Here is a 24,535-nt window from a genome sequence, read left to right as displayed (position 1 = left end):
TGAGAGAAGAGGAGAAGAACGACTATGATGACGATCTCTTATGAATATGAAGGCGCGCTCTATGTGAACCTGACCAACAAGTGCGACTGCGCCTGCGTGTTCTGCCTGCGGCACAATGGACACAAGGGAAGCATCTACGCCGACGACCTGTGGCTGGAGCATGAGCCCAGCCGGGAAGAGGCTCTGGCCGACCTGACGGCCCGAGATCTGGCCTCCTACCGGGAGCTGGTGTTCTGCGGCTTTGGGGAGCCCACCTTCCGGATCGATGATATCCTGTGGCTGGTGGATCAGCTCAAGGTCAGGGTGCCCGCCCTGCCTCCCACCCGGATCAACACCAACGGCCACGCGAACCTGATCCACGGCCGGGACGTGGTGCCGGAGCTGAAGGGACGGATCGATACCGTATCCATCTCTTTGAACGGTTCCACGGCGGAGGAGTACTGCGCCGTCACTCAGCCCAGGGACGGGGTGAAGGGCTGGGAGGCCATGCTGGACTTCACGAAGGAGGCCACGGCCTACGTGCCTCATGTGATCATGACCATCGTGGACAAGGACAAGAGTCCTGAGGAGATCCAGCACTGCCGGGAGCTGGCAGAGAGCCTGGGCGCCAAGCTCCGAGTGCGGGCCTATATCCCGGAATAAAAGCGATATCCCTCTCAAAGCGGCGGTCCGGACGGGCCGCCGTTTTTCCGGTCTGCAGAGGCGAGAGAACAGATCGTACGAAGCCATGCGGCGACGGAAGCTGGATCTTTACAAAATGCAGGTTGCATTTTCATGCATGCGGGAGTATAATGCACTTGAATTTCAAGAAATGTGAGGCTAGACGAATGGACCGAAGCACCCTCACAACTGCATCTTTCTCCTTTACCTATGGCTGGGCTCGATTTATGGGCGCCGGCTTTTTTGGCATGGGTAAATAAAGAAAGATGGAATGGATGAGGGGCTCGCGGAGAGTCCAAGGTTTGCCGCAGATAACAGGCACCTGACGCGCTCATCGATCTCATCGATGGACGGGTCAGGTGCCTTTTCGTATTTCAGAAAGGATGGATCATCATGGTAGTCATCATGAAACCCGGTACGCAGAAGCAGGATATCGAGGCTCTGGCTCAGAAGTTCGAGTCTCAGGGGCTCCGCGTGGGCATCACCAATGGCGTGGGATGCAGTATCCTGGGACTGGTGGGCGACACCACCGCGCTGGACATGGACAAGATCGCCATCGACCCCCATGTGGAGCGGGTCATGCGCGTGCAGGAGCCCTATAAGAAGGCCAACCGGAAGTTCCATCCCGAGGACACGGTGGTGGACGTGAACGGCGTCAAGGTGGGCGGCGGCAACTTCGCGGTGATCGCCGGCCCCTGCTCTGTGGAGAGCGCCGAGCAGGTCACCGGCATCGCCAGAGACGTGAAGGCCAGCGGCGCCAAGATGCTCCGCGGCGGCGCGTTCAAGCCCCGTACCTCCCCCTACTCCTTCCAGGGCATGGGCGAGGAGGGACTGGACCTCCTGCTGGAGGCCAAGAAGGCCACGGGCCTGCCCATCGTGTCCGAGATCATGGCCCCCCGCTATGCGGAGGTCTTCGAGGAGAAGGTGGACCTGGTGCAGGTGGGTGCCCGGAACATGCAGAATTTCGATCTGCTGAAGGAAGTGGGCAAGCTGAGCAAGCCCATCCTGCTCAAGCGCGGCCTGGCCAACACCTACGAGGAGTGGATCATGTCCGCCGAGTACATCATGGCCGCCGGCAATGAGAACGTCATCCTCTGCGAGCGGGGCATCCGCACCTTCGAGACTTACACCCGCAACACACTGGACCTGTCCGCCATCCCCGCCATCCGCAAGATGAGCCACCTGCCCATCATCGTGGATCCCTCCCACGCCGCCGGCATGTACTGGATGGTGGAGCCCCTGGCCATCGCCGCCACCGCCATCGGGTGCGACGGCCTGATCATCGAGGTGCACAACGATCCCCCTCACGCCAAGTGCGACGGCCAGCAGTCCCTGACCCCCGAGCACTTCGACCAGGTGATGAAGAAGGTGGAGAGCCTCCGCGCCTGGCGGAACACCATGGACTGAGACCGGAGCGGGACGACCCATGAGGAAAGAGGAGGAGCGCATGACATGAGAACGCTGACTGTGGACCTGCCCGGACGGGCATATGACATCCAGATCCAGCGGGGCCTGTTGGATCTGGCGGGCGAGCGGTGCCGGACGGTCCTGCCCAAAGCCGCCCGCATCTTCCTGGTGACGGACAGCAATGTGGAGCCCCTGTACCTGGAGCGCACGGCCGCCAGCCTGCGGAGCGCTGGCTTCCGGGTGAGCACCTGCACCGTCCCCGCCGGGGAGAGCGCCAAATGCCCAGAGGAGCTGGCTATCCTGTGGGAGAACATGATGTCCGCCGGCCTGACCCGCACCGACGCGGTGGCCGCTTTGGGCGGAGGCGTGGTGGGCGATCTGGCCGGCTTCGCCGCCGCCACGATCCTGCGGGGTGTGGACTTCATCCAGATCCCCACCACCCTGCTGGCTCAGGTGGACTCCTCCGTGGGCGGCAAGGTGGCCGTGGACCTGCGGGCGGGCAAGAACCTGGCCGGGGCCTTCTGGCAGCCCAAGCTAGTCCTCATGGACCCGGACGTGCTGGACACCCTGCCGGACAGCACCTTTGCCGACGGCATGGCGGAGGTCATCAAATACGGCTGTATCTTCGACCGGGCGTTCTTCGACTTCCTGGCCGCCCGTCCCAGCCGGAAGGAGCTGATGGCCGATATCGAGCACATCCTCTACACTTGCTGTGACTGGAAGCGGTCCGTGGTGGTGGAGGACGAGCGGGACACCGGTCGCCGGATGCTCCTGAACTTCGGCCATACCCTGGGCCACGCCTACGAGTTGGCCGGCCACTATGAGACCTGGACCCACGGACAGGCCGTGGCGGCGGGCATGGTGCTGGCCGCCAAACTGGGGACCAAGCTGGGCCTCACGCCGCCGGAGCTGGCGGGGCAGATCGAGCGGGCCGTCACGGCCCTGGGCCTGCCTGGCACGATCGAGTGCAGCCACGAGGAGTACGTCGCCGCCATCGGGCTGGACAAAAAGGGCGCCGGAGACGACATCTCCCTGATCGTCCTGGAGGAGATGGGGAAGGCCGTCCCCCACAGGATGTCCAAGGCCGCCCTGCTGGAGGCGCTGTGATGAGAGTGACGATCGCACCCCGGAGCCTGGAGGGGGCCATCACGCCGCCGCCCTCCAAGTCCCAGGCCCACCGGCTGATCATCGCGGCGGCCCTGTCCGACGGCTTCTGCCGCCTGTCCAACGTGGCCCTGTCCGAGGACATCCAGGCCACCCTCCGCTGTATGCGGACGCTGGACGCGGACGCCTCCGCCGATGGGACCATCATCCGGGGCTGTGGACTGGTGGACGGCCACGAAGATCCGGCCCCTGAGTGTATGGACTGCGGCGAGTCCGGGTCCACCCTTCGGTTCCTGATCCCTGTGGCGCTGGCGCTGAAGGGGAAGGGACGCTTCACCGGACACGGCCGGCTCATGGAGCGCCCCCAGGAGCCCTACTTCCAGATCTTCCGGGAGAAGGGCATCCGGTATGCGCTGGAGGACGGCGCCCTGACGGTGGAAGGGACGCTGGCACCGGGGGTCTATGAGCTGCCGGGCGACGTGTCCTCCCAGTTCATCACCGGCCTGCTGTACGCCCTGCCTCTGCTGGAGGGGGATTCAGAGATCCGTCTCACCACGGAGCTGGAGAGCCGGGGCTATGTGGACATGACGCTGGACGCGCTGGAGCGGTTCGGCGTGGAGGCTGGATACGACGGGGCACGGACCTTCCGGGTCCCAGGAGGACAGGTCTATGAGCACCGGGACATGGCCATCGAGGCCGACTGGTCCAACGCCGCCTTCTGGTATGCCGCCCGGTCCTTCGGCTGTCCGGTGGAGATCGGCGGGCTGGATCTGGAGTCCGTGCAGGGGGACAAGATCGTCCACCGGCAGGCTCAGCTCCTGAGCGGCCGGGGCCTGATGGAGCTGGACGTGAGCCAGTGCCCCGATCTGGTGCCCCCGCTGGCGGCCATGGCCGCCCTCCGGGCGGGGGAGACCACCAAGATCCTCAACGCCGGACGCCTGCGCATCAAGGAGAGCGACCGGCTGGCCACCGTGACGGAGGTCCTCAGCCGGCTGGGCGCGGACGTGGAGGAGGGAGCCGATTCCCTGACCATCCGCGGGAAGCTCCGGCTGGCGGGGGGCGTCACTGTCTCCGGCCACAACGACCACCGGATCGCCATGATGGCGGCCATCGCCGCCGTCCGCTGTGAAGCCCCCGTGACGGTCGAGGGCGCGGAGTGTGTGAAGAAGTCCTACCCCAACTTCTGGGAGGACTATGAGTCTCTGGGCGGCCAGATCGTCCGGGAGGAGGAAACGGCATGAGATACACCATCTTCGGAGAGTCCCATGGTCCCGCCATCGGCGTGACGCTGGAGGGCGTCCCCACCGGGATCGAGCTGGACTGGGCCTTCATCCGCTCGGAGCTGGCCCGTCGGGCTCCCGGCAAAGATCCTACCTCCACGCCCCGGAAAGAGGCCGACGAGCCGGAGGTCCTCTCCGGCCTGTTCGAGGGCCGGACCACCGGGACGCCCCTCTGCGCCGTGATCCGCAACACGGACACCCGCAGTAAGGATTACAGCCAGCTCAAGGATATGCCCCGGCCCGGCCACGCGGACTACACCGGTCAGGTGCGGTACGGCGGCTATAACGACTACCGGGGCGGCGGACACTTCTCCGGCCGGCTGACGGCCCCTCTGGTCTTTGCCGGGGCAGTGGCCAAGCTGGTGCTGAAGGAGCGGGGGATCGGCGTGACCGCCCGGGTCTCCCAGATCGCCGGGATCCAGGATCCCACGCCGGAGCAGGCCCAGGCCGCGATCCTGGCCGCCAAGGCGGAGCAGGACTCGGTGGGCGGCTGCATCCGCTGTGCCGTCACCGGGATGCCCGCCGGCATGGGGGCGCCGGACTTCGGCTGCAACGTGGAGGGCATCTTCTCCCAGCATCTCTTTGCCGTGCCCGCGGTGAAGGGCATCGCTTTCGGGGCGGGCTTCGGCTTCGCCGCCATGCGGGGGAGCGAGGCCAATGACGCTTTTTGCTTGGAGGATGGCCAGATCCGTACCCGGACCAACCACACCGGCGGCGTCAACGGCGGCATCACCAACGGGATGCCTGTGGAGTTCGAGGTGGTGTTCCGTCCCACCCCGTCCATCTCCCGCCCCCAGCAGACGGTGAGCCTGTCCCGGATGGAGGAGACTGAGCTGACCATCGAGGGGCGGCACGACCCCTGTGTGGTCCTGCGGGCCCTGCCTGTGGTGGAGGCCGCGGCGGCCCTGGCCGCCTGCGAGGTCCTGAGGATCGGATGATCTCCGGGACTTGCGCGCCGGGGTCGGATAGTATACCATAAAAAGAAAGGCATCGGCCCTGGAACGAGGATGGGCAGGAAAGGGAGAACGGCATGAGCGGATTGGATCAGTACCGACAGGAGATCGACCACATCGACGAGGAGCTGGTGGAGCTCTTCCTCCGCCGGATGGAGATCACCGGAAGGGTGGGGGAGTGGAAGGCGGCCCACGGAGTGCCGGTGCTGGACGCCGGACGGGAGCGGCAGGTCATCGCCGCCAAGACCGCCCTGGCGGCGGACCCTGCCCGCCGGGCCGATGTGGCCGAGCTCTATGAGAGCATCATGGCCATCTCCCGCCGCCAGCAGAGAGGACTGGTCACAGAGGACGCCGGGGACCCGGGGTATGCCGCCTATGTGGAGGCGGTGGCCAAAGCCCGGCCGCCGGTGGAGCGCCCCCGGGTGGTCTATCAGGGCGAACCGGGATGCTACAGCGAGGAGGCCGCTGTGGGCTTCTTCGGGAAGGATGTGTCCAGCCGGGGCCTTCCCTGGTTCAACGACGTGTTCACGGCTCTGGAGAGGGGCGAGGCCGACTATGCCGTCCTCCCAGTGGAGAACAGCTCCACCGGTTCCATCCGGCAGGTATACGATCTGCTGGCTCAGTACCACTATTATATGGTGGGTGAGTATCAGGTGAAGGTGGAGCACTGCCTCATGGCCCTGCCTGGAGTGGGGCTGGAGGACATCCGGACGGTGTACTCCCATGAACAGGGGCTCATGCAGTCGGAGAAGTATCTGGATCAGCACCGGGAGTGGGAGCGGGTCCCGACGCTGGACACGGCAGGCTCCGCCAAGCAGGTGGCCGAGACCGGCGACCGCACCGCCGCCGCCATCTGCTCCCGCCGGGCCGCGGAGATCTACGGTCTGCACATCCTGGCGGAGGGGGTCAACTACAACAGCCAGAACCACACCCGCTTCGTGGTGGTCGCTCCGGTGATGGAGCTCCGGCCCGGACGGAACAAGATCAGCGCCCTCTTCCGTCTGCCCCATCAGAGCGGATCCCTCCATGAGATCCTGACGGTGTTCGCCGTACAGGGGCTCAACCTGCTGAAGATCGAGTCCAGGCCCATCCCCGGACGGGGGTGGGAGTACCTGTTCTTCCTGGATTTCACCGGCGACCTGGCCGCCCCCGGCATGGATGGGATGCTCCATGAGCTCTCCCAGTTGGCCAGCCAGGTGCGGATCCTGGGCAACTTCAAGGCGTGGGAGGACGAGGACGCATGAAGAACGTGATCCTGATCGGCATGATGGGCTGCGGCAAGTCCACAGTGGGCGCCATCCTGGCCAGACGTCTGGGCATGGAGCTGAACGACACCGACGCCATGGTGGAGGAGATCGAGGGGCGCTCCATCCCGACCATCTTCGCGGAAGAGGGGGAGGAGTACTTCCGGGGCTGTGAGCTGGCGGTGGCGGAGGACCTGTCCGAGCGGAGCGGCCGGGTGGTGGCCTGCGGCGGCGGTCTGCCCCTGCGCCGGGACTGCATCGCCCCGCTGAAGGCCAGCGGAACTGTGTTCTTCCTGCGCCGGGACCCGGGCGCGATCTATGACAGCGTATCCATGGAGGACCGCCCTCTGGGACAGGCCGGGCGAGAGGCCTTCCTGGAGCGGTACCGCAGACGGGAGCCGGTCTACGAGAAGTGGGCCGACCATATCATCGAAGGTCATTCCACCCCGGGAGAGGCGGCGGATATGATCATGGAGGTCTTGGACAAATGAAATTCCTCATCATCAACGGGCCCAATCTGAACCTGCTGGGCCAGCGGGAGCCCGGCATCTATGGCGAGAACACCTATGAGAGCCTCTGCCTGCGGCTGAAGGCCTTCGCCGCCGAGCACGGCTCCACGGCAGAGTGCTTCCAGTCCAACCACGAGGGGGCCATCGTGGACGCCATCCAGGCGGCGCAGGGAGTCTACGACGCCATCGTCATGAACCCCGGCGCCTATACCCACTACTCCGTGGCGATCCTGGACGCCCTCAAGGCGGTGAGCGTCCCCTGCGTGGAGGTGCATATCTCCAACATCCACCAGCGGGAGGAGTTCCGCCACAAGAGCGTCACCGCCGCCGGGTGTGTGGGGCAGATCTGCGGCCTGGGGCTCTACGGCTATGAGGCCGCCATGTCCTACTTCCTGTCCCGTCAGGAGGGCTGAGATCATGCAGGTGGAGCTGAAGAACACCACGAAAAAGCTCTGTGTCATCGGGGACCCGGTGCTCCACTCCAAGTCGCCGGTCATCCAGAACACCATGATCCGGACTCTGGGGCTGGACTATCTCTATCTCTGTCAGCCAGTGGCCCGGGGGACCTGCCGGGAGTGGCTGGAGTGCGCTGAGTTCGCCGGATACGCAGGCTTCAATGCCACGATGCCCCACAAGCAGGAGCTGGTGCCCCTGATGGACGCGCTGGACGAGGATGCCCGGATGTACGGCGCGGTGAACACCGTGGTCCTCCGGGACGGGAAGCGGTACGGCTACAACACCGACGGCCGGGGCTTTCTGGCCGCTCTGGGGCAGGCCGGGGTCGCCACGGAGGGCCGGACCGTCCTGGTGCTGGGGGCCGGCGGGGCCGCGAAGGCCGTAGCCCCCAAGCTCTGCCAGGCCGGGAGGGCCGAACGGGTGATCGTGGCCAACCGGACCGTGGAGAAGGCGGAGGCCCTCTGCGCCGCCCACGGGGACGGACGGATGGTCCCGGCGGCGTTCGACCAGGAAACGCTGAGCAGGCTGGCGTCGGAGGCCGACCTGGTGGTCAACTGCACCAACTTGGGGATGACGGGCACGGCGGGGCAGTTCGAGTCCTTCGGCTTCCTGGATGCCCTGAAGGACGGGGCGGCGGTGTGCGACCTGATCTATGCCCCGGCGGAAACGGAACTCCTGCGGCAGGCCCGCCTGCGCGGGCATCTGGGCCTCAACGGGCTTGGGATGCTGATCTGGCAGGCCGTCTTCGCACTGGAGCATTTCACCGGGGAGAGCATCGACGGGGGGGCCGTCCTGCCCGCTGTGGAGGCGGCGCTGGCGGCCTGCGGCTGAATATGCACAAAGGACCGGAGCGGAACGAGCTGGAGTTCGGCGAAAAAATGGGGTATGGCGGCTTGACACCACCGCTCCGATCTGGTACAATAAACGAGTGCCTGTGATAAGGGCACACCTTGCGATGATGCGGGAGATTGCGGCTTTGCCGGTAACTTCCGCGGAGTATGTCCGAGCAAATCGGGCGGCTGAGAAGGTTCCGTACACGGCGTATATCGCTGTGCAGGGACGAAACCGGCTGCTTTTGCGCCGGTTTTCTTCGTGTCACAGAATGATACGCACGGAAACGTGTACAGAAGATTCTCACCGTACGAAGCGTGCACGGAATACAGAACGTCACTTCGTATGTTTCAAGGAGGAAAACAATCATGGCAGCTCAGAAAGAAATGATCCGCATCCGCCTGAAGGCCTACGACCATCAGCTCATCGACCAGAGCGCTGAGAAGATCGTCGAGACCGCCAAGCGCACCGGCGCTTCCGTGTCCGGCCCCATCCCCCTGCCCACCAAGAAAGAGGTGGTCACCATCCTGCGGGCCGTCCACAAGTACAAGGATTCCCGTGAGCAGTTCGAGCGCCGCACCCACAAGCGCCTGATTGACATCCAGAAGCCCTCCCCCAAGACCGTCGAGGCTCTGATGTCTCTGGAGCTCCCCGCCGGCGTCGAGATCGAGATCAAGCTGTAAGGCTTCTCGTCTGACGACCGCAAACGAATGTGTTGAACCCGCTGTCCATCGCATCTTGAGATGGACGGGTCAAGTTGGCCGAGCAATGAGAGACCAATGCTCAACTCGTCCAACCAATAACCTTATCAAGGAGGAAAAAACATGGAAAAGGCCATCATCGGTAAGAAGGTCGGCATGACGCAGATCTTTGACGCCGAAGGTAAGGTCATCCCGGTCACCGTCATCGAGGCGGGCCCCTGCACCGTCGTGCAGAAGAAGACCGAGGAGAAGGACGGCTACACCGCCGTGCAGCTCGGCTACGAGGAAGTCGCCGAGAAGAAGCTCACCAAGCCTGAGCTGGGCCATCTGAAGAAGGCGGGCGTTGCCCCCAAGAAGGTCCTGAAGGAGTTCAAGCTCGACAATGCCGCCGAGATGAACGTGGGCGACGAGGTGAAGATCGATGTGTTCGCCGAGGGCGACCGCGTGGACGTCACCGGCATCAGCAAGGGCAAGGGCTACGCCGGCGTCATCAAGCGTCACGGCGCCCATCGCCTGAAGGAGTCTCACGGTACCGGCCCTGTGCATCGTCACGCCGGCTCCATGGGCCCCGCTACCGATCCTTCCCGCATCTTCAAGGGCAAGATCGGCGCCGGCCATATGGGCTGCGATCAGGTCACCGTCCTGAACCTGGACGTGATCAAGGTGGACTCCGAGCTTGGCATCATCGCCGTGCGCGGCGCGATCCCCGGCCCCAAGGGCGGCCTCGTGTATCTGCGCAACAGCGTGATCAACGTCAAGGAGAAGGGTGCGGCTGCCGGCATCAGCAACAACCCGCAGAAGGCTTCCGCCCGCGTCAATCCCCAGAAGGCGTCTGCGCGTAACCGCTAAGAAAGGAGAGAAACCAAATGCCTAAGGCAAACGTTGTTAACATGACCGGCACGAAGGTCGGCGAAGTGGAGCTCTCCGACGCCATCTTCGGTATCGAGCCCAACGAGGTCGTTGTCCACGAGGTCGTCAAGAACCACCTGGCCAACTGCCGTCAGGGCACCCAGTCCGCTCTGACCCGCGCTGAGGTCTCCGGCGGCGGCATCAAGCCCTGGCGCCAGAAGGGCACCGGCCGTGCCCGTCAGGGTTCTACCCGCGCCCCCCAGTGGACCCACGGCGGCATCGTGTTCGCTCCCAAGCCCCGTGACTACAGCTACACCCTGAACAAGAAGGTCAAACGTCTGGCCCTCAAGTCCGTCCTCTCTGCCAAGGCCGCTGAGGGCAACATCGTGGTCGTGGACGGCCTGTCCCTGGACGAGATCAAGACCAAGAACATGAAGAGCTTCCTCACCGCCGTCGAGGCGAAGAAGTCCGTCGTCGTGACCTCCGAGGTCAACGAGAACGTGGTGAAGTCCTCCCGGAACATCCCCGGCGTGGTCACCACCACCGCTAAGATCCTGAGCGTTTACGACATCGTGAACGCCGACAAGTTCATCGTGGACAAGGCTGCTCTGGCCGTCATCGAGGAGGTGTTCGCGTAATGGCTACCGTCGCTTATGATATCATCAAGCGTCCCATCATCACTGAGAAGTCCGCTTCTCTGTTCGAGATGAAGCAGTACACCTTCGAGGTGGCCAAGGACGCCAACAAGATCGAGATCGCCAAGGCTGTCGAAGAGATCTTCGGCGTGAAGGTCGCTAAGGTCAACACGATCAACATGGACGGCAAGCAGAAGCGCACCGGCCGTTACCCCGCTGGCCGCCGTCCTTCCTACAAGAAGGCCATCGTCACCCTCACCGAGGACTCCAAGACCATCGAGTTCTTCGAGGGCATGGTGTAAGGAGGTATTGAGATATGGCTATCAAGACGTTCAAGCCCACTACCCCCTCCCGCCGTCACATGACTGTGTCCGCCTTCGAGGGGATCGACAAGAAGGCTAAGCCCGAGCGCAGCCTGACCGAAGTCCTGAAGAAGAACTCCGGCCGCAACAGCTACGGCCGCATCACCGTCCGCCATCGCGGCGGCGGCAACAAGAAGAAGTACCGCGTCATCGACTTCAAGCGCGACAAGCAGGGCACCGCCACTGTGGTCCGCGTGGAGTACGATCCCAACCGCTCCGCCAACATCGCCCTCATCCAGTATGAGGATGGCGAGAAGCGCTATATCCTGGCGACCGTCGGCATGAAGGCCGGCCACATCATCACCACCGGTCCTGAGGCCGACATCCTGCCCGGCAACTGCCTGCCCATCGCCAACATCCCTCTGGGCACCCTGATCCACAACATCGAGCTGTATCCCGGCAAGGGCGGCCAGCTGGTCCGCGCCGCCGGTGAGTTCGCTCAGCTGATGGCCAAGGAGAACGGCATGGCTCAGGTCCGTCTCCCCTCCGGCGAGGTCCGTTATATCCGGCCCGAGTGCTTGGCCACCATCGGCCAGATCGGCAACATCGAGCACGAGAACATCCAGATCGGCAAGGCCGGCCGCAAGCGCCACATGGGCTGGCGGCCCACCGTCCGCGGTTCCGTCATGAACCCCAACGACCACCCCCACGGCGGCGGCGAGGGCAAGAGCCCTGTTGGCCGTCCCGGCCCTGTGACTCCTTGGGGCAAGCCTGCGATGGGTTACAAGACCCGCAAGGGCAAGAACCGCACCGAGAAGTTCATCGTCAAGCATCGTAACGCGAAGTAAGGAGGCAGTAAAAGATGAGCAGAAGTATCAAGAAAGGCCCCTTTTGCGCCCCCGAGCTGCTGAAGCGGGTCGATGAGATGAACCAGACCGGCGAGAAGAAGGTCCTCAAGACCTGGAGCCGCGCCTCCACCATCTTCCCCGCCTTCGTGGGGCACACCTTCGCCGTCCATGACGGCCGCAAGCACGTGCCCGTGTACGTGACTGAGGACATGGTGGGCCACAAGCTGGGCGAGTTCGCCCCCACCCGCACGTTCCGCGGCCACGCCGGCGCTAAGACCGGTAAGTAAGGAGGAGAGAACATGGAAGCGAAAGCTGTTTTGAAGTATGCCCGCATCTCTCCCCGCAAGGTCCAGATCGTCTGCGATCTGATCCGCGGCAAGAGTGTGGCTGAGGCCACCAACATCCTGATGGCCACCCCGAAGGCCGCCTCCGAGCTCATGCTCAAGGTGCTCAAGAGCGCCGCGGCCAACGCTGAGAACAATCACCAGATGGATCCTGAGAAGCTGTATGTGTCTACCACTTACGCGGCTCCCGGCCCCATCCTGAAGCGGATCATGCCCCGCGCTCAGGGTCGTGCGTACCGGATCAACAAGCGTACTTCTCACATCACCATCGCGGTGAGCGAGCGCTAAGGGAGGAGGAACAAAATGGGACAGAAAGTCAATCCCCACGGCCTGCGCGTGGGTGTCATCAAGGATTGGGACTCCCGCTGGTACGCCCGCAACGAGAAGGTCGGCGACCTGCTGGTCGAGGATAAGAAGATTCGTGATTACCTGAAGAAGACCCTGTACGGCGCCGGTATCCCCAAGATCGAGATCGAGCGCGACAACGCCAAGGTCCGCATCTACCTGCACTGCGCCCGTCCCGGTGTCGTCATCGGCAAGGGCGGCGCGGACATCGAGCGTCTGCGCCTGACTCTGGAGAAGATGATCGGCAAGTCCGTGGCGCTGAACATCGTCGAGGTCAAGAACCCCGACATGAACGCTCAGCTGGTGGCCGAGAACATCGCCCAGCAGCTGGAGAAGCGCATCGGCTACCGCCGTGCCATGAAGAACGCCATGGGCCGCGCCATGCGCATGGGTGCCCGCGGCATCAAGACCTGCTGCTCCGGCCGTCTGGGCGGCGCTGAGATCGCCCGCGTCGAGCACTATCACGATGGCACCATCCCCCTGCAGACCCTGCGCGCCGACATCGACTATGGCTTCGCTGAGGCTGCCACCACCTACGGCCGCATCGGCGTGAAGGTGTGGATCTACAAGGGCGAGGTCCTGACCCAGAGCCTGCGGACCACCCCTCGCACCCTGGACACCAAGAACTTCAAGGAGCGTCCTGACCGTCCCCGCCGCGACCGCCGCGACGGCGACCGCAGAGGCGGCTTCAACCGCAACGGCGGCTTCAACCGCAATGGCGGCCGGCCCCAGGGCGGCTTCAACCGCAACGGCGGCGCTCGTCCCGCTGCCAACACCCCGAAGGAAGGAGGCTCCAACTAATGCTGCTGCCTAAGAGAGTGAAATACCGCCGCGTGCATCGCGGCCGCATGAAGGGCAAGGCCCTCAAGGGCAATACCGTCACTTACGGCGATTGGGGCCTTCAGGCCACTGAACCCTGCTGGATCACCAGCAATCAGATCGAGGCCGCCCGTATCGCCATGACCCGCTACACCAAGCGTGGCGGTAAGGTCTGGATCAAGATCTTCCCCGATAAGCCCGTGACCGAGAAGCCCGCTGAGACCCGAATGGGTTCCGGTAAGGGCTCCCCCGAGTACTGGGTGGCCGTGGTCAAGCCCGGCCGCGTGATGTTCGAGATCGCCGGCGTTTCCGAGGAAGTCGCCCGCGAGGCCCTGCGTCTTGCTTCTCACAAGCTGCCCGTCAAGTGCAAGATCGTGAAGAAGGAGACCGCCGAGACCGAGATTGGTGGTGAAGAATGATGAAGGCAAATGAAGTCCGCAAGATGAGCGCCGCCGAGCTGGAGACCAAGCTGGGCGACCTGAAGAAGGACCTGTTCCAGCTCCGTCTTCAGCATGCCACCAATCAGCTCGAAAATCCTGTCAAGATCGCTGAGGTCAAGAAGGATATTGCCCGAGTCAAGACCATCCTGCGCGAGCTGCAGCTCGCTGGCCGATAACGTAAGAAGGAGGAAATAGAGCATGGAAAACAGAACTTCTTCCCGCAAGACCAGAGTCGGCCTGGTGGTCTCCGATAAGATGGACAAGACCGTCGTGGTCGCCATCGCCGACCGTGTGGCCCACCCCCTCTATAAGAAGATCGTGAAGCGGACCTACAAGCTCAAGGCCCATGACGAGCAGAATGCCTGCGGCGTGGGCGACCGCGTCCGCGTCATGGAGACCCGCCCCCTGTCCAAGGACAAGCGGTGGCGCGTCGTTGAGATCATCGAAAAGGCGAAGTAAGGAGGTGCCGGAATGATTCAGCAGGAAAGCTATCTGAAGGTCGCCGACAACACCGGCGCCAAGGAGATCAAGACCATCCGTGTGCTGGGCGGCTCCAAGCGGAGATACGGCAACATCGGCGACGTGGTCGTCGCCTCTGTCCGTAAGGCTCAGCCCGGCGGCACCGTGAAGAAGGGCGAGGTCGTCAAGGCCGTCATCGTCCGCTCTGTCAAGGGCGTCCGCCGCAGCGACGGCAGCTATGTCCGCTTCGACGACAATGCCGCCGTCCTCATCAAAGAGGACAAGAACCCCAGGGGCACCCGTATCTTTGGGCCCGTGGCCCGCGAGCTGCGCGACAAGGATTATATGAAGATCCTGTCCCTGGCTCCCGAAGTGCTGTAAGGGGGTAGGAGAAACATGAATAAGATCAACATCAAGAAAGACGACCTGGTCGTCGTCCTGTCCGGCAAGGATAAGGGCAAGCAGGGCAAGGTCCTCTCCGTCATGCCCAAGGACCGCAAGGTCATCGTCGAGGGCGTCAACATCGCGACCCGTCATGTCAAGCCCCGCAAGCAGGGCGAAGAGGGCGGCATCGTGAAGAAGGAAGCCCCCCTGTACGCCTGCAAGGTGCAGCGCGTGTGCCCCAAGTGCAACAAGCCCACCCGCATCGGTCATAAGATCGAGGGTGACAAGAAGGTCCGCATCTGCAAGAAGTGCGGCGCCGAGATCTAAGAGAGGAGGAGACATCGTAATGGCTGATAAGAAGGTCCCTAACCTGAAGAAGAAGTACCAGGACGAGGTCGCTCCTGCTCTCATGCAGAAGTTCGGCTATAAGTCCGTGATGCAGATCCCCAAGCTGGACAAGATCGTGGTCAACTGCGGCTGCGGCGAGGCCCGGGACAACGCGAAGGTCCTGGAGGCCGTCGTGGGCGACCTGACCAAGATCACCGGCCAGAAGGCCGTTATCACCAAGGCCAAGAAGTCCGTGGCAAACTTCAAGCTGCGTGAGGGCATGCCCATCGGCGCCAAGGTCACTCTGCGCGGCGACCGTATGTGGGAGTTCGTGGACCGCCTGTTCAACGTGGCCCTGCCCCGCGTGCGTGATTTCCGCGGCATCAACGGCAACGCTTTCGATGGCCGCGGCAACTATGCTCTGGGCATCAAGGAGCAGCTGATCTTCCCTGAGATCGAGTACGACAAGATCGACAAGATCCGCGGCATGGACATCGTGTTCTGCACCACCGCTCAGACTGATGAAGAGGCCAAGGAGCTGCTGACCCTGATCGGCGCGCCCTTCGCCCGCTAAGGAGGAGAACGTCAATGGCTAAGAAGTCTATGATCCTGAAGCAGCAGGCGGAGCCCAAGTTCTCCACCCGCCGCTACAACCGCTGCAAGATCTGCGGCCGTCCCCACGCCTATCTGCGCGACTACGGCATCTGCCGTATCTGCTTCCGCGAGCTGGCTTACAAGGGCCAGATCCCCGGCGTGAAGAAGGCCTCCTGGTAATCATACCGACACGCAAAACGCTGCGCCCGGCGTGCGAGAGCACGTCTGGCGCTTGCGTTGCGTGAGGGAAAGTTCCAAAAAAGGCGGATCCTGGCAGATTTTCGGCCTGGTAGTGCCGTCCTCGTTGTAAGATCTGTCAAGTGTGACCTTTTTCACAGGATGCGGTAGGGCGTTTCGCCAAAAGTGAAAAAAATCATACTTTTCCCTTTTCAACGAGGGCGTTTCACTATATAATATTTCTTTGGCAGACGGTTAAAAGGTCGGAGCCCTGCGAACTCCGATACCTTGCCGCCTTAACAGGCTCTTCTCACGGGCCTGTAACTCTAACAAGGAGGGTAAACTCATGCATATCACCGACCCTATTGCGGATATGCTCACCCGCATCCGCAACGCGAACAACGCAAAGCATGACACCGTGGACGTCCCCGCGTCCAACATGAAGAAGTCCATCGCTCAGATCCTGCTGGATGAAGGCTATATCAAGAACTTCCAGCTGATCGACGACGGCACTCAGGGCGTCATCCGCATCACCCTGAAGTACGGCGCTGGCAAGGAGAAGGTCATCTCCGGCCTCCGCCGCGTCTCCAAGCCCGGTCTGCGCGTGTATGCCGGCTCTGACGAGCTGCCCCGCGTGATCCACGGCCTGGGCATCGCTATCGTTTCTACGTCCAAGGGCGTCATGACCGACAAGGCTGCTCGTTCGGCCCATGTCGGCGGCGAGGTCCTTGCGTTCGTCTGGTAAGGGAGGAGAGTAGAATATGTCTCGTATCGGAAGAAAGCCGATCTCCATCCCCGCCGGTGTGGACGTGAAGATCGATGGGAACGTCGTGACCGTCAAGGGCCCCAAGGGCTCCCTGACCCGTGCGTTCCACCCCAACATGACCATCGCTCAGGAGGGCACTGAGATCCATGTGACCCGCCCGAACGACCTCAAGGAGAACCGCAGCCTGCATGGCCTGACCCGGACCCTGATCCACAACATGGTCACCGGTGTGACCGAGGGCTTCAAGAAGGAGCTGGACGTCAACGGCGTCGGCTACCGTGTTGCCATGGAGGGCAAGAAGCTGGTCATGAACCTGGGCTTCTCCCATCAGGTCTTCATGGAGGCTCCCGAGGGCATCACCATCGAGACCCCCAGCGCGAACAAGATCGTGATCTCCGGCGCCAGCAAGGAGCAGGTCGGCCAGTTCGCCGCTGAAGTGAGAGAGAAAAGACCTCCCGAGCCTTATAAGGGCAAGGGTATCAAATACACTGACGAGGTCATCCGCCGCAAGGAAGGCAAGACCGGCGTCAAGAAGAAGTAAGGAGGTGTGCCAACATGATCAATCGTCCCAATACCAAGGCGCAGCGGCTTAAGCGCCATCAGCGTGTCCGCTCCAAGATTTCCGGCACGCCCGAGCGTCCCCGTCTCAACGTGTTCCGCAGCGAGACCAACATCTATGCCCAGATCATCGATGATGTGAACGGCAAGACTCTGGTCGCTGCTTCTTCCCTGGAGAAGGGCTTCGAGGGCAAGGGCTGCAACTGCGAGGCTGCCAAGAAGGTCGGTCTGGCCGTTGCCGAGCGCGCCAAGGCTGCCGGCATCAGCACCGTGGTCTTCGACCGCGGCGGCTTCGTGTTCCACGGCCGCGTGGCTGCTCTGGCCGAGGGTGCCCGCGAGGGCGGCCTCGAATTTTAAGGGGAGGAGAAAACGAACATGGCTAGATTTGAAAGAGAACCCAGCGAGTTCACCGAGAAGCTCGTTTCTCTGAACCGCGTTTCCAAGACCGTCAAGGGCGGCCGCATCTTCAAGTTCGCCGCCCTGATGGTGGTCGGCGATGAGAAGGGCCGCGTGGGCTTCGGCCTGGGCAAAGCCTCTGAGGTGCCCGAGGCGATCCGCAAGGGCATCGAGGATGCCAAGAAGAATATGTGCACGGTGAGCCTGTCCGGCACCACCATCCCCCATGAGGTCATCGGTGAGTTCGGCGCCGGCCGCGTGCTGCTGAAGCCCGCTGCCCCCGGTACCGGCATCATCGCCGGTGGTCCCGTCCGCGCCGTCATGGAGGCCGCCGGCATCCGTGATATCCGCGCTAAGTGCCTGCGCTCCAACAACCCCCAGAATGTGGTCTCCGCCACCTTCGAGGGCCTGAAGACCCTCCGCAGCCCTGAGGAAGTGGCTCGCGTCCGGGGCAAGAGCGTCGGCGAGATCGTAGGTTAAGGAGGGCCGACCACAATGGCTAACATGAACATCAAGCTGGTCAAGAGCCTGAACGGCCGCATCGTCAAGCATAAGGCGACTGCCGAGGCGCTGGGCCTGCGTAAGATCGGCGACACCACCGTACAGCCCGACAACGCCGCGACCCGCGGCAAGATCGCTCAGATCGGTTACCTGCTGCAGGTGACCGAGGAAAAGTAAGGAGGTGCGCGAAATGAAACTGCATGAACTGTCCCCCGCGCCCGGCTCTGTGAAGAAGTCTTTCCGTAAGGGCCGCGGTAAGGGTTCCGGCAACGGCACCACCGCCGGCCGCGGTCAGAAGGGCCAGTGGGCCCGCTCCGGCGGCGGCGTCCGCGTGGGCTTCGAAGGCGGCCAGATGCCTCTGACCCGTCGTCTGCCCAAGCGTGGCTTCAACAACATCTTTGCGGAGCGGCTGGAGGCCATCAACGTGGCCGCCCTCAACAAGTTCGAGGACGGCGCCACGGTCACTGCCAGCGATCTGCTGGAGAAGGGCATCCTGTCCAAGTGTGAGCACGGCGTGAAGATCCTGGGCAACGGCACTCTGAGCAAGAAGCTCACCGTCCGCGCTTCCGCGTTTTCTGCCTCCGCCAAGGAGAAGATCGTTGCGGCAGGTGGAAAGTACGAGGTGATCTAAGTGATCGAGACCGTACGCAATGCCTGGAAGATCCCTGAGCTGCGCAAGAAGCTCCTCTTCGTGGTCTTCGCGCTGCTGGTCTTCCGCCTGGGCTCCGCCGTTCCCGTTCCCTTCGTGGACGGGTCCGTTTTCGCGAAGCAGATCACTGCCATGAGCGGCACGATCTTCGGCCTTCTGGGCGCGATGAACGGCACCGCTTTCTCCCACGCGACGGTGTTCGCACTGGGAGTGCAGCCCTATATCAACAGCTCCATCATCGTCCAGCTCCTGACCGTGGCTATCCCGGCTCTGGAGCGTATGCAGAAAGAGGGCGGTGAAGAGGGCCGGAAGAAGATCGCGGCCATCACCCGGTATGTCACCGTGGCGATCGCTGTGATCCAGGGCTTTGGCTATTACACTCTGATCCGGAACGTGGGCGGAGATGTGCTGGATACCACCGGTGTTCCCGGCTGGTGGGCGGCGGTCGTGATCGTCGTCTCCTTCACCGCCGGCTCCGCCTTCGTCATGTGGCTGGGCGAGCAGATCACCGAGTATGGCATCGGCAACGGTATCTCCATCATCCTCTTCGCTGGTATCCTGTCCCGCGGTCCCTCCATGATCGAATACATGGTCGTGGGCGTGCGGAACTGGTCCAACGATGTGGCGGATTCCTTCAAGCTGCATCCTCTGGGTGTGGTTGGCATCGTGATCGGTATGCTGGCGATGGTCGTCTTCATCGTGTTCATCCAGAACGCAGAGCGGCGCATCCCCGTCCAGTATGCCAAGCGTGTGGTCGGCCGGAAGATGTACGGTGGCCAGTCCAGCCATATCCCCCTGAAGGTGAACATGACCGGCGTCATGCCCATCATCTTCGCTCAGTCCATCGCCTCTCTGCCTGCCACCATCGGGGCGTTCGTCCCCTCCGCGCAGGTCGAGGGCAGCGGCTGGAACACCTTCCTGAAGGTGTTCGACACCACCAGCGTCTTCTATATCGTGGTGTATTTCCTGCTGATCCTGGGGTTCAGCTACTTTTACTCCACCATGCAGTTCAACCCGGTGGAAGTGGCCAACAACCTGAAGAAGAACGGCGGCTTCGTCCCTGGCTTCCGCCCCGGCAAGCCCACCGCGGACTTCATCAGCAAGGTCCTCAATAAGATCACTCTGTTCGGTGCCCTGTACCTGTCCGTGGTGGCCATCGTCCCCATCGTGACCGGCGGCATCCTGAACAACCAGAGTCTGGCCATCGGCGGTACCTCCATCATCATCGTGGTGGGCGTGGCGCTGGAGACCGTGAAAGCCATGGAGGCTCAGATGCTCATGCGGCATTATAAGGGCTTCCTGGAGTAACGAGGTGTTTTGGCTATGAAGCTGATCCTTTTGGGCGCCCCCGGCGCCGGCAAGGGCACGCAGGCTGAGATCATCAGCCAGAAGCTCGGCATCCCCACCATCTCCACCGGCAACATCCTGCGGGCCGCCGTGAAGAACGGCACTCCCGTGGGTCTGAAGGCCAAGAAGTTCATGGATGCGGGCAAGCTGGTCCCCGACGAAGTCATCATCGGCATCATCGAGGAGCGGCTGGCAGAAGCCGACTGTGCCAATGGTTATATCCTGGACGGGGTGCCCCGCACCATCGCTCAGGCTGAGGCTCTGGATAGAGCCGGGATCCATTTCGATGTGGTCCTCTCCCTGGAGATCGACGACGCGGTCATCGAGAAGCGCATGACTGGCCGTCGCACCTGCCACTCCTGTGGCGCCACCTATCACGTCACCGCCGCCCCTTCCAAGGTGGAGGGTGTGTGTGATAAGTGCGGCGGTCCTCTGGAGCAGCGCAAGGACGACCAGCCTGCCACCGTGCAGCATCGTCTGGAGGTCTATCATCAGGAGACCGAGCCTCTGAAGCACTATTACGAGGCCAAGGGCGTCCTCAAGTCCGTCCCCGATATGGGCGGCATCGAGGCCACCAACGCGGCCATCATGGAACTGCTGGGGAAGTGATGAGATGGAAATGATCTCTCTCAAATCTCCCCGCGAGATCGAGCTGATGCGCAAGGCTGGGCGGATCACCGCCCAGGCCCGCGCACTAGCCGGTACGATGGTGCGTCCCGGCGTGTCCACGCTGGAGATCGACACCGCAGTTCGGAAGTTCATCGAGAGCAAGGGTGCCCGCCCCTCCTTCCTGGGGTATGGCGGTTTTCCCGGCTCTGCCTGTGTCTCCATCAATGATGTGGTCATCCACGGCATCCCGGATCACCGGAAGCTGGTGGAAGGCGATATCGTGAGCGTGGACGTGGGCGCCTATATCGATGGCTTCCATGGAGACTGCGCCGCGACGTTCGCCTGCGGCGAGATCTCCCCCGAAGCGAAGCGCCTCATCGAGGTGACGGAGCAGAGCTTCTGGGAGGGCTTCAAAATGGCCCGCCCGGGCAATCGGGTCTATGACATCTCTCATGCCGTGCAGCAGTACGTGGAAGCGAACGGTTGCTCGGTGGTGCGGGATTTCGTGGGTCACGGCGTGGGCGTCAAGCTCCACGAGGCTCCCGAGGTCCCCAATTTTGGGCCTGCCGGCCATGGTCCCCGGCTCCAGCCGGGCATGACCATCGCCGTCGAACCCATGGTCTGCGCCGGTGACTGGCACGTGAAGGTCCTCAAAGACAAGTGGACCACCGTGACCGTTGACGGCTCCCTGGCCGCCCATTATGAGAACACGATCCTCATCACCGACGGGGAGCCCGAAGTGCTCACCTGTCCCGGAGAGTGAGCTATGCAGGACTATACCGGCTGGATCGTCCGATCCACGGCAGGTCATGACAAGGGCGAGCTCTTCTGTGTCACCGGGATGGAAGGCGGATACCTCCTCCTGGTGGACGGCAAGCGGCGGAAGCTCTCCCGGCCGAAACGAAAGAAGCCGGGCCATGTGGAAGTGGAGGACAGCGGTGCGTATCAGCAGCTGCATCTCCAGCGCTTCCGCATGGGAGAAGAGATCTCCGACCGGGCACTCCGGAGGGCGCTGGCCGCTTTCCGAGCTGTAACAAGGAGGGTATGACGCTTTGGCAAAAGATGATATGATCGAAGTGGAGGGCGTCGTGGTTGAGTCCCTTCCCAACACCACGTTCCACGTGGATATCGGAAACGGCCACATCATCCTGGCCCACATCTCCGGCAAGCTGCGGATGAACTTCATCCGCATCCTACCCGGTGACAAGGTGACGGTCCAGATGTCCCCCTACGATGTGACCCGCGGACGTATCACCTGGAGAAGCAAGTAAGCGCTCCGGTCCCGTCCCGGGCACTCCCCAGCGCGGCGGCATGATCCCATGCCCGCGCACGTACCAACAACGACCGGCAGTCGAGGGGCCTTGCCCCCGCCCTGCCGGGGCCATCAGGCTACCAGGAGGTTACTAGAATGAAAGTTAGACCGTCCGTGAAGCCCATGTGCGAGAAGTGCAAAGTCATCAAGCGCAAGGGCAAAGTCATGGTTATTTGCGAAAATCCCAAGCATAAGCAGAGACAAGGTTAATAGGAGGTGCAGAAACAGTATGGCACGTATTGCTGGCATTGACCTGCCGAAGGACAAGCGGATCGAGATCGGCCTGACCTATATCTTCGGCATCGGGCGCACCAGCGCCAATAAGATCCTGGCCAAGACCGGGATCTCCCCCGATACCCGCGTGAAGGACCTCACCGACGAGGACGAGGCCAAGCTGCGCGAGGTCATCGGTCATGAGTACACTGTGGAAGGCGACCTCCGCCGCGATGTCGCGATGGACATCAAGCGTCTGACCGAGATCGGCTGCTACCGTGGCACCCGTCACCGCAAGGGCCTGCCCGTCCGGGGCCAGCGCTCCAAGACCAACGCCCGTACCCGCAAGGGTCCCAAGCGTACCGTCGCGAACAAGAAGAAGTAAGGAGGGATATCGATGGCTACTGCTGCTAAGACCGGCAAGAAAGTGGTGCGCAAGCGCCGCGAGAAGAAGAACATTGAGAAGGGCCAGGTGCATATCCGCTCTTCCTTCAACAACACCATGGTCACTGTGACCGATATGGGCGGCAACGCCCTGTCCTGGGCCTCCTCTGGCGGCCTGGGCTTCCGTGGTTCCCGTAAGTCTACCCCCTTCGCCGCTCAGACCGCCGCCGAGACCGCCGCTAAGGCTGCCATGGAGCACGGCCTGAAGACCGTCGAGGTCTACGTGAAGGGCCCCGGCGCCGGCCGTGAGGCCGCCATCCGCGCTCTGCAGGCCGTGGGCCTGGAGGTCACCCTGATCAAAGACGTGACCCCCATCCCCCACAATGGCTGCCGTCCGCCCAAGCGTCGCCGCGTGTAATAGAAGGAGGAAGTAGAAATGGCAAAGAATATGCAGCCTATCGCCAAGCGCTGCCGTGCGCTGGGCATTTCTCCTGCCGCTATGGGCTACGCCAAGAAGGAGAGCAACCGCAATCCCGGCGGCCAGATGAGAAAGAAGAAGAGCGAGTATGCCCTGCAGCTCTCTGAGAAGCAGAAGGTCAAGTTCGTTTACGGCATCATGGAGAAGCAGTTCCGCTCCTACTATGAGAAGGCCGCCCGCATGCCCGGCAAGACCGGCGACAACCTGCTGGTCCTGGTGGAGCGCCGCTTGGACAATGTGGTGTACCGCATGGGCTTCGCCGCCACCCGCCGTGAGGCCCGCCAGCTGGTGAGCCATGGTCACTTCACCGTGAATGGCCAGCGCGTGGACATCCCCTCCTTCCTGGTGAAGGCCGGTGATGTGATCGAGGTCCGTGAGGCCAGCCGTTCTTCCGTGAAGTTCAAGAAGCTGACCGGCGAGGACGCCCCCACCGTGCTGCTGCCCCAGTGGCTGGAGCGCGAGAAAAACTCCCTGAAGGGCACTGTCACCAAGCTGCCCGTCCGCGAGGACGTGGACCTGCCCATCGAGGAGCACCTGATCGTCGAGCTGTACTCCAAGTAATAGCCGCGTACCCTCGATATTTTGGTGAACGATATGACCAAGCGGCGGGCGTTGCCCCGCCCGCCGCTGCGATAAGGAGGGTAACACATGGTAGAAATCGAGAAGCCGCGCATCGAGTGTGTGGAAAATCCCGGAGACGGTTCTTACGGCAAATATGTGGTAGAGCCGTTGGAGCGTGGCTATGGCATCACGCTCGGCAACTCCCTGCGTCGGATCCTCCTCTCTTCTCTGCCCGGCACGGCGGTCACCTCCATCAAGATCGCCGGTGTACAGCACGAGTTCACGACGATCCCCGGCATCAAGGAGGACGTGACTGAGATCGTCCTCAACGTGAAGAACATCATCGCCAAGCTCCACTGCGAGGGAGTCAAGACGGTCTACATCGAGGCCAATGGCGAGTGTGAAGTCACTGCCGGTGACATCAAAGCCGACGGCGAGGTCGAGATCCTCAATCCTGAGCTGCACATCGCCACCCTCGGCCCTGACGCCAGCCTGAACATGGAGCTGACGCTCTCCCACGGCCGGGGCTATGTGCCCGCCGACCGGAACAAGCCGGCCCAGACCGTCATCGGTCTGATCCCGGTGGATTCCATCTATACCCCGGTGCGGAAGGTCAACTACACGGTGGAGAACACCCGTGTCCGCGACCTCACCGACTTCGATAAGCTGACCCTGGAAGTGTGGACCGACGGTACCATCACTGCCCGGGACGCCGTCAGCCTGGGCGCCCGCATCCTCTGCGACCATTTCGTCCTCTTCACCGATCTCTCGGAGACCATGGGCTCCAAGTCCACGGTGGTGGAGAAGAGCGAGGCCCAGCGGGACAAGGTGCTGGAGCTGACCATCGAGGAACTGGACCTGTCCGTCCGTTCCTTCAACTGCCTCAAGCGCGCCAACATCAACACGGTGGAGGATCTGATCTCCAAGACCGAGGATGAGATGATGAAGGTGCGCAACCTGGGCCGCAAGTCCCTGGAAGAGGTCATCAACAAGCTGGCGATGATGGGCCTGTCCCTGGCCAGCGAGGACAACAACTGATCGGCCTGACCTGTCAGCGCCGCAGGGAGGAGCGGTCCGGGGGCATGTAACGTCC

The 24,535-nt window shown here is 62.7% G+C and carries 40 protein-coding genes; all 40 read left to right on the top strand.

Annotated features, from left to right (window positions below; all coding sequences use genetic code 11):
- Nucleotides 1-24 precede the first annotated feature (24 nt).
- The 40 genes from KQI12_RS11815 to KQI12_RS11620 all read left to right on the top strand — a co-directional run bounded on the left by KQI12_RS11815 (nt 25) and on the right by KQI12_RS11620 (nt 24,480).
- A complete protein-coding gene (locus KQI12_RS11815; RefSeq protein WP_216573620.1) occupies nt 25-642 on the top strand; it encodes a TatD family nuclease-associated radical SAM protein in 618 nt (205 codons plus the stop codon).
- Nucleotides 643-1,053: 411 nt separating this feature from the next.
- Nucleotides 1,054-2,067: a 3-deoxy-7-phosphoheptulonate synthase gene (aroF, locus tag KQI12_RS11810; RefSeq protein WP_216573619.1), complete on the top strand. Its 1,014-nt coding sequence runs from the start codon at nt 1,054-1,056 to the stop codon at nt 2,065-2,067.
- A gap of 45 nt (nt 2,068-2,112) precedes the next feature.
- Nucleotides 2,113-3,174 (top strand): 3-dehydroquinate synthase, encoded by a 1,062-nt coding sequence (gene aroB, locus KQI12_RS11805; RefSeq protein ID WP_216573617.1) that lies wholly within the window; start codon nt 2,113-2,115, stop codon nt 3,172-3,174.
- Complete coding sequence (gene aroA, locus KQI12_RS11800) at nt 3,174-4,412, top strand: 3-phosphoshikimate 1-carboxyvinyltransferase (RefSeq protein ID WP_216573615.1); 1,239 nt, start codon at nt 3,174-3,176, stop codon at nt 4,410-4,412. The genes aroB and aroA overlap by 1 nt, the downstream gene beginning before the upstream one ends.
- On the top strand, nt 4,409-5,389 hold the full coding sequence (locus tag KQI12_RS11795; RefSeq protein WP_216573613.1) for a chorismate synthase: 981 nt from the start codon (nt 4,409-4,411) through the stop codon (nt 5,387-5,389). The genes aroA and KQI12_RS11795 overlap by 4 nt, the downstream gene beginning before the upstream one ends.
- A 92-nt stretch (nt 5,390-5,481) precedes the next feature.
- Nucleotides 5,482-6,648 (top strand): bifunctional chorismate mutase/prephenate dehydratase, encoded by a 1,167-nt coding sequence (locus KQI12_RS11790; RefSeq protein ID WP_216573611.1) that lies wholly within the window; start codon nt 5,482-5,484, stop codon nt 6,646-6,648.
- On the top strand, nt 6,645-7,139 hold the full coding sequence (locus tag KQI12_RS11785; protein WP_216573609.1) for a shikimate kinase: 495 nt from the start codon (nt 6,645-6,647) through the stop codon (nt 7,137-7,139). Before KQI12_RS11790 ends, KQI12_RS11785 begins: the two co-directional genes overlap by 4 nt.
- Nucleotides 7,136-7,570 (top strand): type II 3-dehydroquinate dehydratase, encoded by a 435-nt coding sequence (gene aroQ, locus KQI12_RS11780; protein ID WP_216573608.1) that lies wholly within the window; start codon nt 7,136-7,138, stop codon nt 7,568-7,570. The genes KQI12_RS11785 and aroQ overlap by 4 nt, the downstream gene beginning before the upstream one ends.
- A gap of 4 nt (nt 7,571-7,574) precedes the next feature.
- Entirely contained in the window at nt 7,575-8,444 is an 870-nt protein-coding gene (gene aroE / locus KQI12_RS11775) for a shikimate dehydrogenase (protein WP_216573606.1), read from the top strand.
- Between the two features lie 368 nt (nt 8,445-8,812).
- Nucleotides 8,813-9,127: a 30S ribosomal protein S10 gene (gene rpsJ / locus KQI12_RS11770; protein WP_216573604.1), complete on the top strand. Its 315-nt coding sequence runs from the start codon at nt 8,813-8,815 to the stop codon at nt 9,125-9,127.
- A gap of 141 nt (nt 9,128-9,268) precedes the next feature.
- Entirely contained in the window at nt 9,269-9,994 is a 726-nt protein-coding gene (gene rplC / locus KQI12_RS11765; RefSeq protein WP_216573602.1) for a 50S ribosomal protein L3, read from the top strand.
- A gap of 17 nt (nt 9,995-10,011) precedes the next feature.
- Nucleotides 10,012-10,632: a 50S ribosomal protein L4 gene (gene rplD, locus KQI12_RS11760; protein ID WP_216573600.1), complete on the top strand. Its 621-nt coding sequence runs from the start codon at nt 10,012-10,014 to the stop codon at nt 10,630-10,632.
- Nucleotides 10,632-10,931: a 50S ribosomal protein L23 gene (gene rplW, locus KQI12_RS11755; RefSeq protein WP_216573599.1), complete on the top strand. Its 300-nt coding sequence runs from the start codon at nt 10,632-10,634 to the stop codon at nt 10,929-10,931. The genes rplD and rplW overlap by 1 nt, the downstream gene beginning before the upstream one ends.
- Before the next feature lie 14 nt (nt 10,932-10,945).
- Nucleotides 10,946-11,779 carry a 50S ribosomal protein L2 gene (gene rplB, locus KQI12_RS11750; RefSeq protein WP_216573597.1) on the top strand — a complete coding sequence of 278 codons (834 nt, stop codon included), beginning with the start codon at nt 10,946-10,948 and terminating at the stop codon, nt 11,777-11,779.
- Between the two features lie 14 nt (nt 11,780-11,793).
- Nucleotides 11,794-12,066, top strand: coding sequence for a 30S ribosomal protein S19 (gene rpsS, locus KQI12_RS11745; protein WP_216573595.1), 273 nt, complete (start codon nt 11,794-11,796; stop codon nt 12,064-12,066).
- A gap of 12 nt (nt 12,067-12,078) precedes the next feature.
- Nucleotides 12,079-12,411, top strand: a complete 333-nt coding sequence (rplV, locus tag KQI12_RS11740) for a 50S ribosomal protein L22 (protein WP_216573593.1) — start codon at nt 12,079-12,081, stop codon at nt 12,409-12,411.
- 15 nt (nt 12,412-12,426) lie between these two features.
- Nucleotides 12,427-13,269 (top strand): 30S ribosomal protein S3, encoded by an 843-nt coding sequence (gene rpsC, locus KQI12_RS11735; protein ID WP_216573591.1) that lies wholly within the window; start codon nt 12,427-12,429, stop codon nt 13,267-13,269.
- A complete protein-coding gene (gene rplP / locus KQI12_RS11730) occupies nt 13,269-13,706 on the top strand; it encodes a 50S ribosomal protein L16 (protein WP_216573589.1) in 438 nt (145 codons plus the stop codon). The genes rpsC and rplP overlap by 1 nt, the downstream gene beginning before the upstream one ends.
- The gene (gene rpmC, locus KQI12_RS11725; RefSeq protein WP_216573661.1) at nt 13,706-13,903 is read left to right on the top strand and encodes a 50S ribosomal protein L29; all 198 of its coding nucleotides are present in this window, start codon (nt 13,706-13,708) and stop codon (nt 13,901-13,903) included. The genes rplP and rpmC overlap by 1 nt, the downstream gene beginning before the upstream one ends.
- Before the next feature lie 22 nt (nt 13,904-13,925).
- A complete protein-coding gene (gene rpsQ / locus KQI12_RS11720; protein WP_216573587.1) occupies nt 13,926-14,186 on the top strand; it encodes a 30S ribosomal protein S17 in 261 nt (86 codons plus the stop codon).
- A gap of 12 nt (nt 14,187-14,198) precedes the next feature.
- Nucleotides 14,199-14,567, top strand: a complete 369-nt coding sequence (gene rplN / locus KQI12_RS11715) for a 50S ribosomal protein L14 (protein ID WP_216573585.1) — start codon at nt 14,199-14,201, stop codon at nt 14,565-14,567.
- A gap of 15 nt (nt 14,568-14,582) precedes the next feature.
- Nucleotides 14,583-14,897: a 50S ribosomal protein L24 gene (gene rplX, locus KQI12_RS11710; protein WP_216573583.1), complete on the top strand. Its 315-nt coding sequence runs from the start codon at nt 14,583-14,585 to the stop codon at nt 14,895-14,897.
- Between the two features lie 19 nt (nt 14,898-14,916).
- Nucleotides 14,917-15,471: a 50S ribosomal protein L5 gene (gene rplE / locus KQI12_RS11705; RefSeq protein WP_216573581.1), complete on the top strand. Its 555-nt coding sequence runs from the start codon at nt 14,917-14,919 to the stop codon at nt 15,469-15,471.
- A 14-nt stretch (nt 15,472-15,485) separates the two neighbouring features.
- Nucleotides 15,486-15,671 (top strand): type Z 30S ribosomal protein S14, encoded by a 186-nt coding sequence (locus tag KQI12_RS11700; RefSeq protein ID WP_006573415.1) that lies wholly within the window; start codon nt 15,486-15,488, stop codon nt 15,669-15,671.
- Nucleotides 15,672-16,014: 343 nt separating this feature from the next.
- A complete protein-coding gene (rpsH, locus tag KQI12_RS11695; RefSeq protein ID WP_216573579.1) occupies nt 16,015-16,413 on the top strand; it encodes a 30S ribosomal protein S8 in 399 nt (132 codons plus the stop codon).
- Nucleotides 16,414-16,429: 16 nt separating this feature from the next.
- Entirely contained in the window at nt 16,430-16,975 is a 546-nt protein-coding gene (gene rplF, locus KQI12_RS11690) for a 50S ribosomal protein L6 (RefSeq protein WP_216573577.1), read from the top strand.
- A 14-nt stretch (nt 16,976-16,989) separates the two neighbouring features.
- Nucleotides 16,990-17,349 carry a 50S ribosomal protein L18 gene (gene rplR / locus KQI12_RS11685; protein ID WP_216573575.1) on the top strand — a complete coding sequence of 120 codons (360 nt, stop codon included), beginning with the start codon at nt 16,990-16,992 and terminating at the stop codon, nt 17,347-17,349.
- A gap of 18 nt (nt 17,350-17,367) precedes the next feature.
- Nucleotides 17,368-17,868 carry a 30S ribosomal protein S5 gene (rpsE, locus tag KQI12_RS11680; protein ID WP_216573574.1) on the top strand — a complete coding sequence of 167 codons (501 nt, stop codon included), beginning with the start codon at nt 17,368-17,370 and terminating at the stop codon, nt 17,866-17,868.
- A gap of 15 nt (nt 17,869-17,883) precedes the next feature.
- Nucleotides 17,884-18,066 (top strand): 50S ribosomal protein L30, encoded by a 183-nt coding sequence (rpmD, locus tag KQI12_RS11675; RefSeq protein WP_216573572.1) that lies wholly within the window; start codon nt 17,884-17,886, stop codon nt 18,064-18,066.
- Between the two features lie 13 nt (nt 18,067-18,079).
- The gene (gene rplO / locus KQI12_RS11670) at nt 18,080-18,520 is read left to right on the top strand and encodes a 50S ribosomal protein L15 (RefSeq protein ID WP_216573570.1); all 441 of its coding nucleotides are present in this window, start codon (nt 18,080-18,082) and stop codon (nt 18,518-18,520) included.
- Nucleotides 18,521-19,846: a preprotein translocase subunit SecY gene (gene secY / locus KQI12_RS11665; protein WP_216573568.1), complete on the top strand. Its 1,326-nt coding sequence runs from the start codon at nt 18,521-18,523 to the stop codon at nt 19,844-19,846.
- A gap of 15 nt (nt 19,847-19,861) precedes the next feature.
- Nucleotides 19,862-20,494 (top strand): adenylate kinase, encoded by a 633-nt coding sequence (locus tag KQI12_RS11660; protein ID WP_216573566.1) that lies wholly within the window; start codon nt 19,862-19,864, stop codon nt 20,492-20,494.
- Between the two features lie 10 nt (nt 20,495-20,504).
- A complete protein-coding gene (gene map / locus KQI12_RS11655; RefSeq protein WP_216573565.1) occupies nt 20,505-21,257 on the top strand; it encodes a type I methionyl aminopeptidase in 753 nt (250 codons plus the stop codon).
- A gap of 3 nt (nt 21,258-21,260) precedes the next feature.
- Nucleotides 21,261-21,542 carry a KOW domain-containing RNA-binding protein gene (locus tag KQI12_RS11650; RefSeq protein WP_216573564.1) on the top strand — a complete coding sequence of 94 codons (282 nt, stop codon included), beginning with the start codon at nt 21,261-21,263 and terminating at the stop codon, nt 21,540-21,542.
- 4 nt (nt 21,543-21,546) lie between these two features.
- Nucleotides 21,547-21,765 carry a translation initiation factor IF-1 gene (gene infA / locus KQI12_RS11645; RefSeq protein WP_216573563.1) on the top strand — a complete coding sequence of 73 codons (219 nt, stop codon included), beginning with the start codon at nt 21,547-21,549 and terminating at the stop codon, nt 21,763-21,765.
- Nucleotides 21,766-21,902: 137 nt separating this feature from the next.
- Entirely contained in the window at nt 21,903-22,016 is a 114-nt protein-coding gene (gene rpmJ, locus KQI12_RS11640; protein ID WP_008982609.1) for a 50S ribosomal protein L36, read from the top strand.
- Nucleotides 22,017-22,035: 19 nt separating this feature from the next.
- Nucleotides 22,036-22,404 carry a 30S ribosomal protein S13 gene (gene rpsM, locus KQI12_RS11635; RefSeq protein WP_216573562.1) on the top strand — a complete coding sequence of 123 codons (369 nt, stop codon included), beginning with the start codon at nt 22,036-22,038 and terminating at the stop codon, nt 22,402-22,404.
- A 12-nt stretch (nt 22,405-22,416) separates the two neighbouring features.
- Nucleotides 22,417-22,821, top strand: coding sequence for a 30S ribosomal protein S11 (rpsK, locus tag KQI12_RS11630; protein ID WP_216573561.1), 405 nt, complete (start codon nt 22,417-22,419; stop codon nt 22,819-22,821).
- An 18-nt stretch (nt 22,822-22,839) separates the two neighbouring features.
- The gene (rpsD, locus tag KQI12_RS11625) at nt 22,840-23,442 is read left to right on the top strand and encodes a 30S ribosomal protein S4 (RefSeq protein WP_216573560.1); all 603 of its coding nucleotides are present in this window, start codon (nt 22,840-22,842) and stop codon (nt 23,440-23,442) included.
- Between the two features lie 87 nt (nt 23,443-23,529).
- Nucleotides 23,530-24,480, top strand: coding sequence for a DNA-directed RNA polymerase subunit alpha (locus tag KQI12_RS11620; protein ID WP_216573559.1), 951 nt, complete (start codon nt 23,530-23,532; stop codon nt 24,478-24,480).
- The last annotated feature ends 55 nt before the right edge of the window (nt 24,481-24,535 follow it).

The organism is Pseudoflavonifractor sp. MSJ-37, assembly GCF_018917965.1.
Taxonomy (GTDB): Bacteria; Bacillota; Clostridia; order Oscillospirales; family Oscillospiraceae; genus Pseudoflavonifractor_A.
Note: the sequence above shows the minus strand (reverse complement) of the source record. Positions and strands in the feature narration are given on the sequence as shown.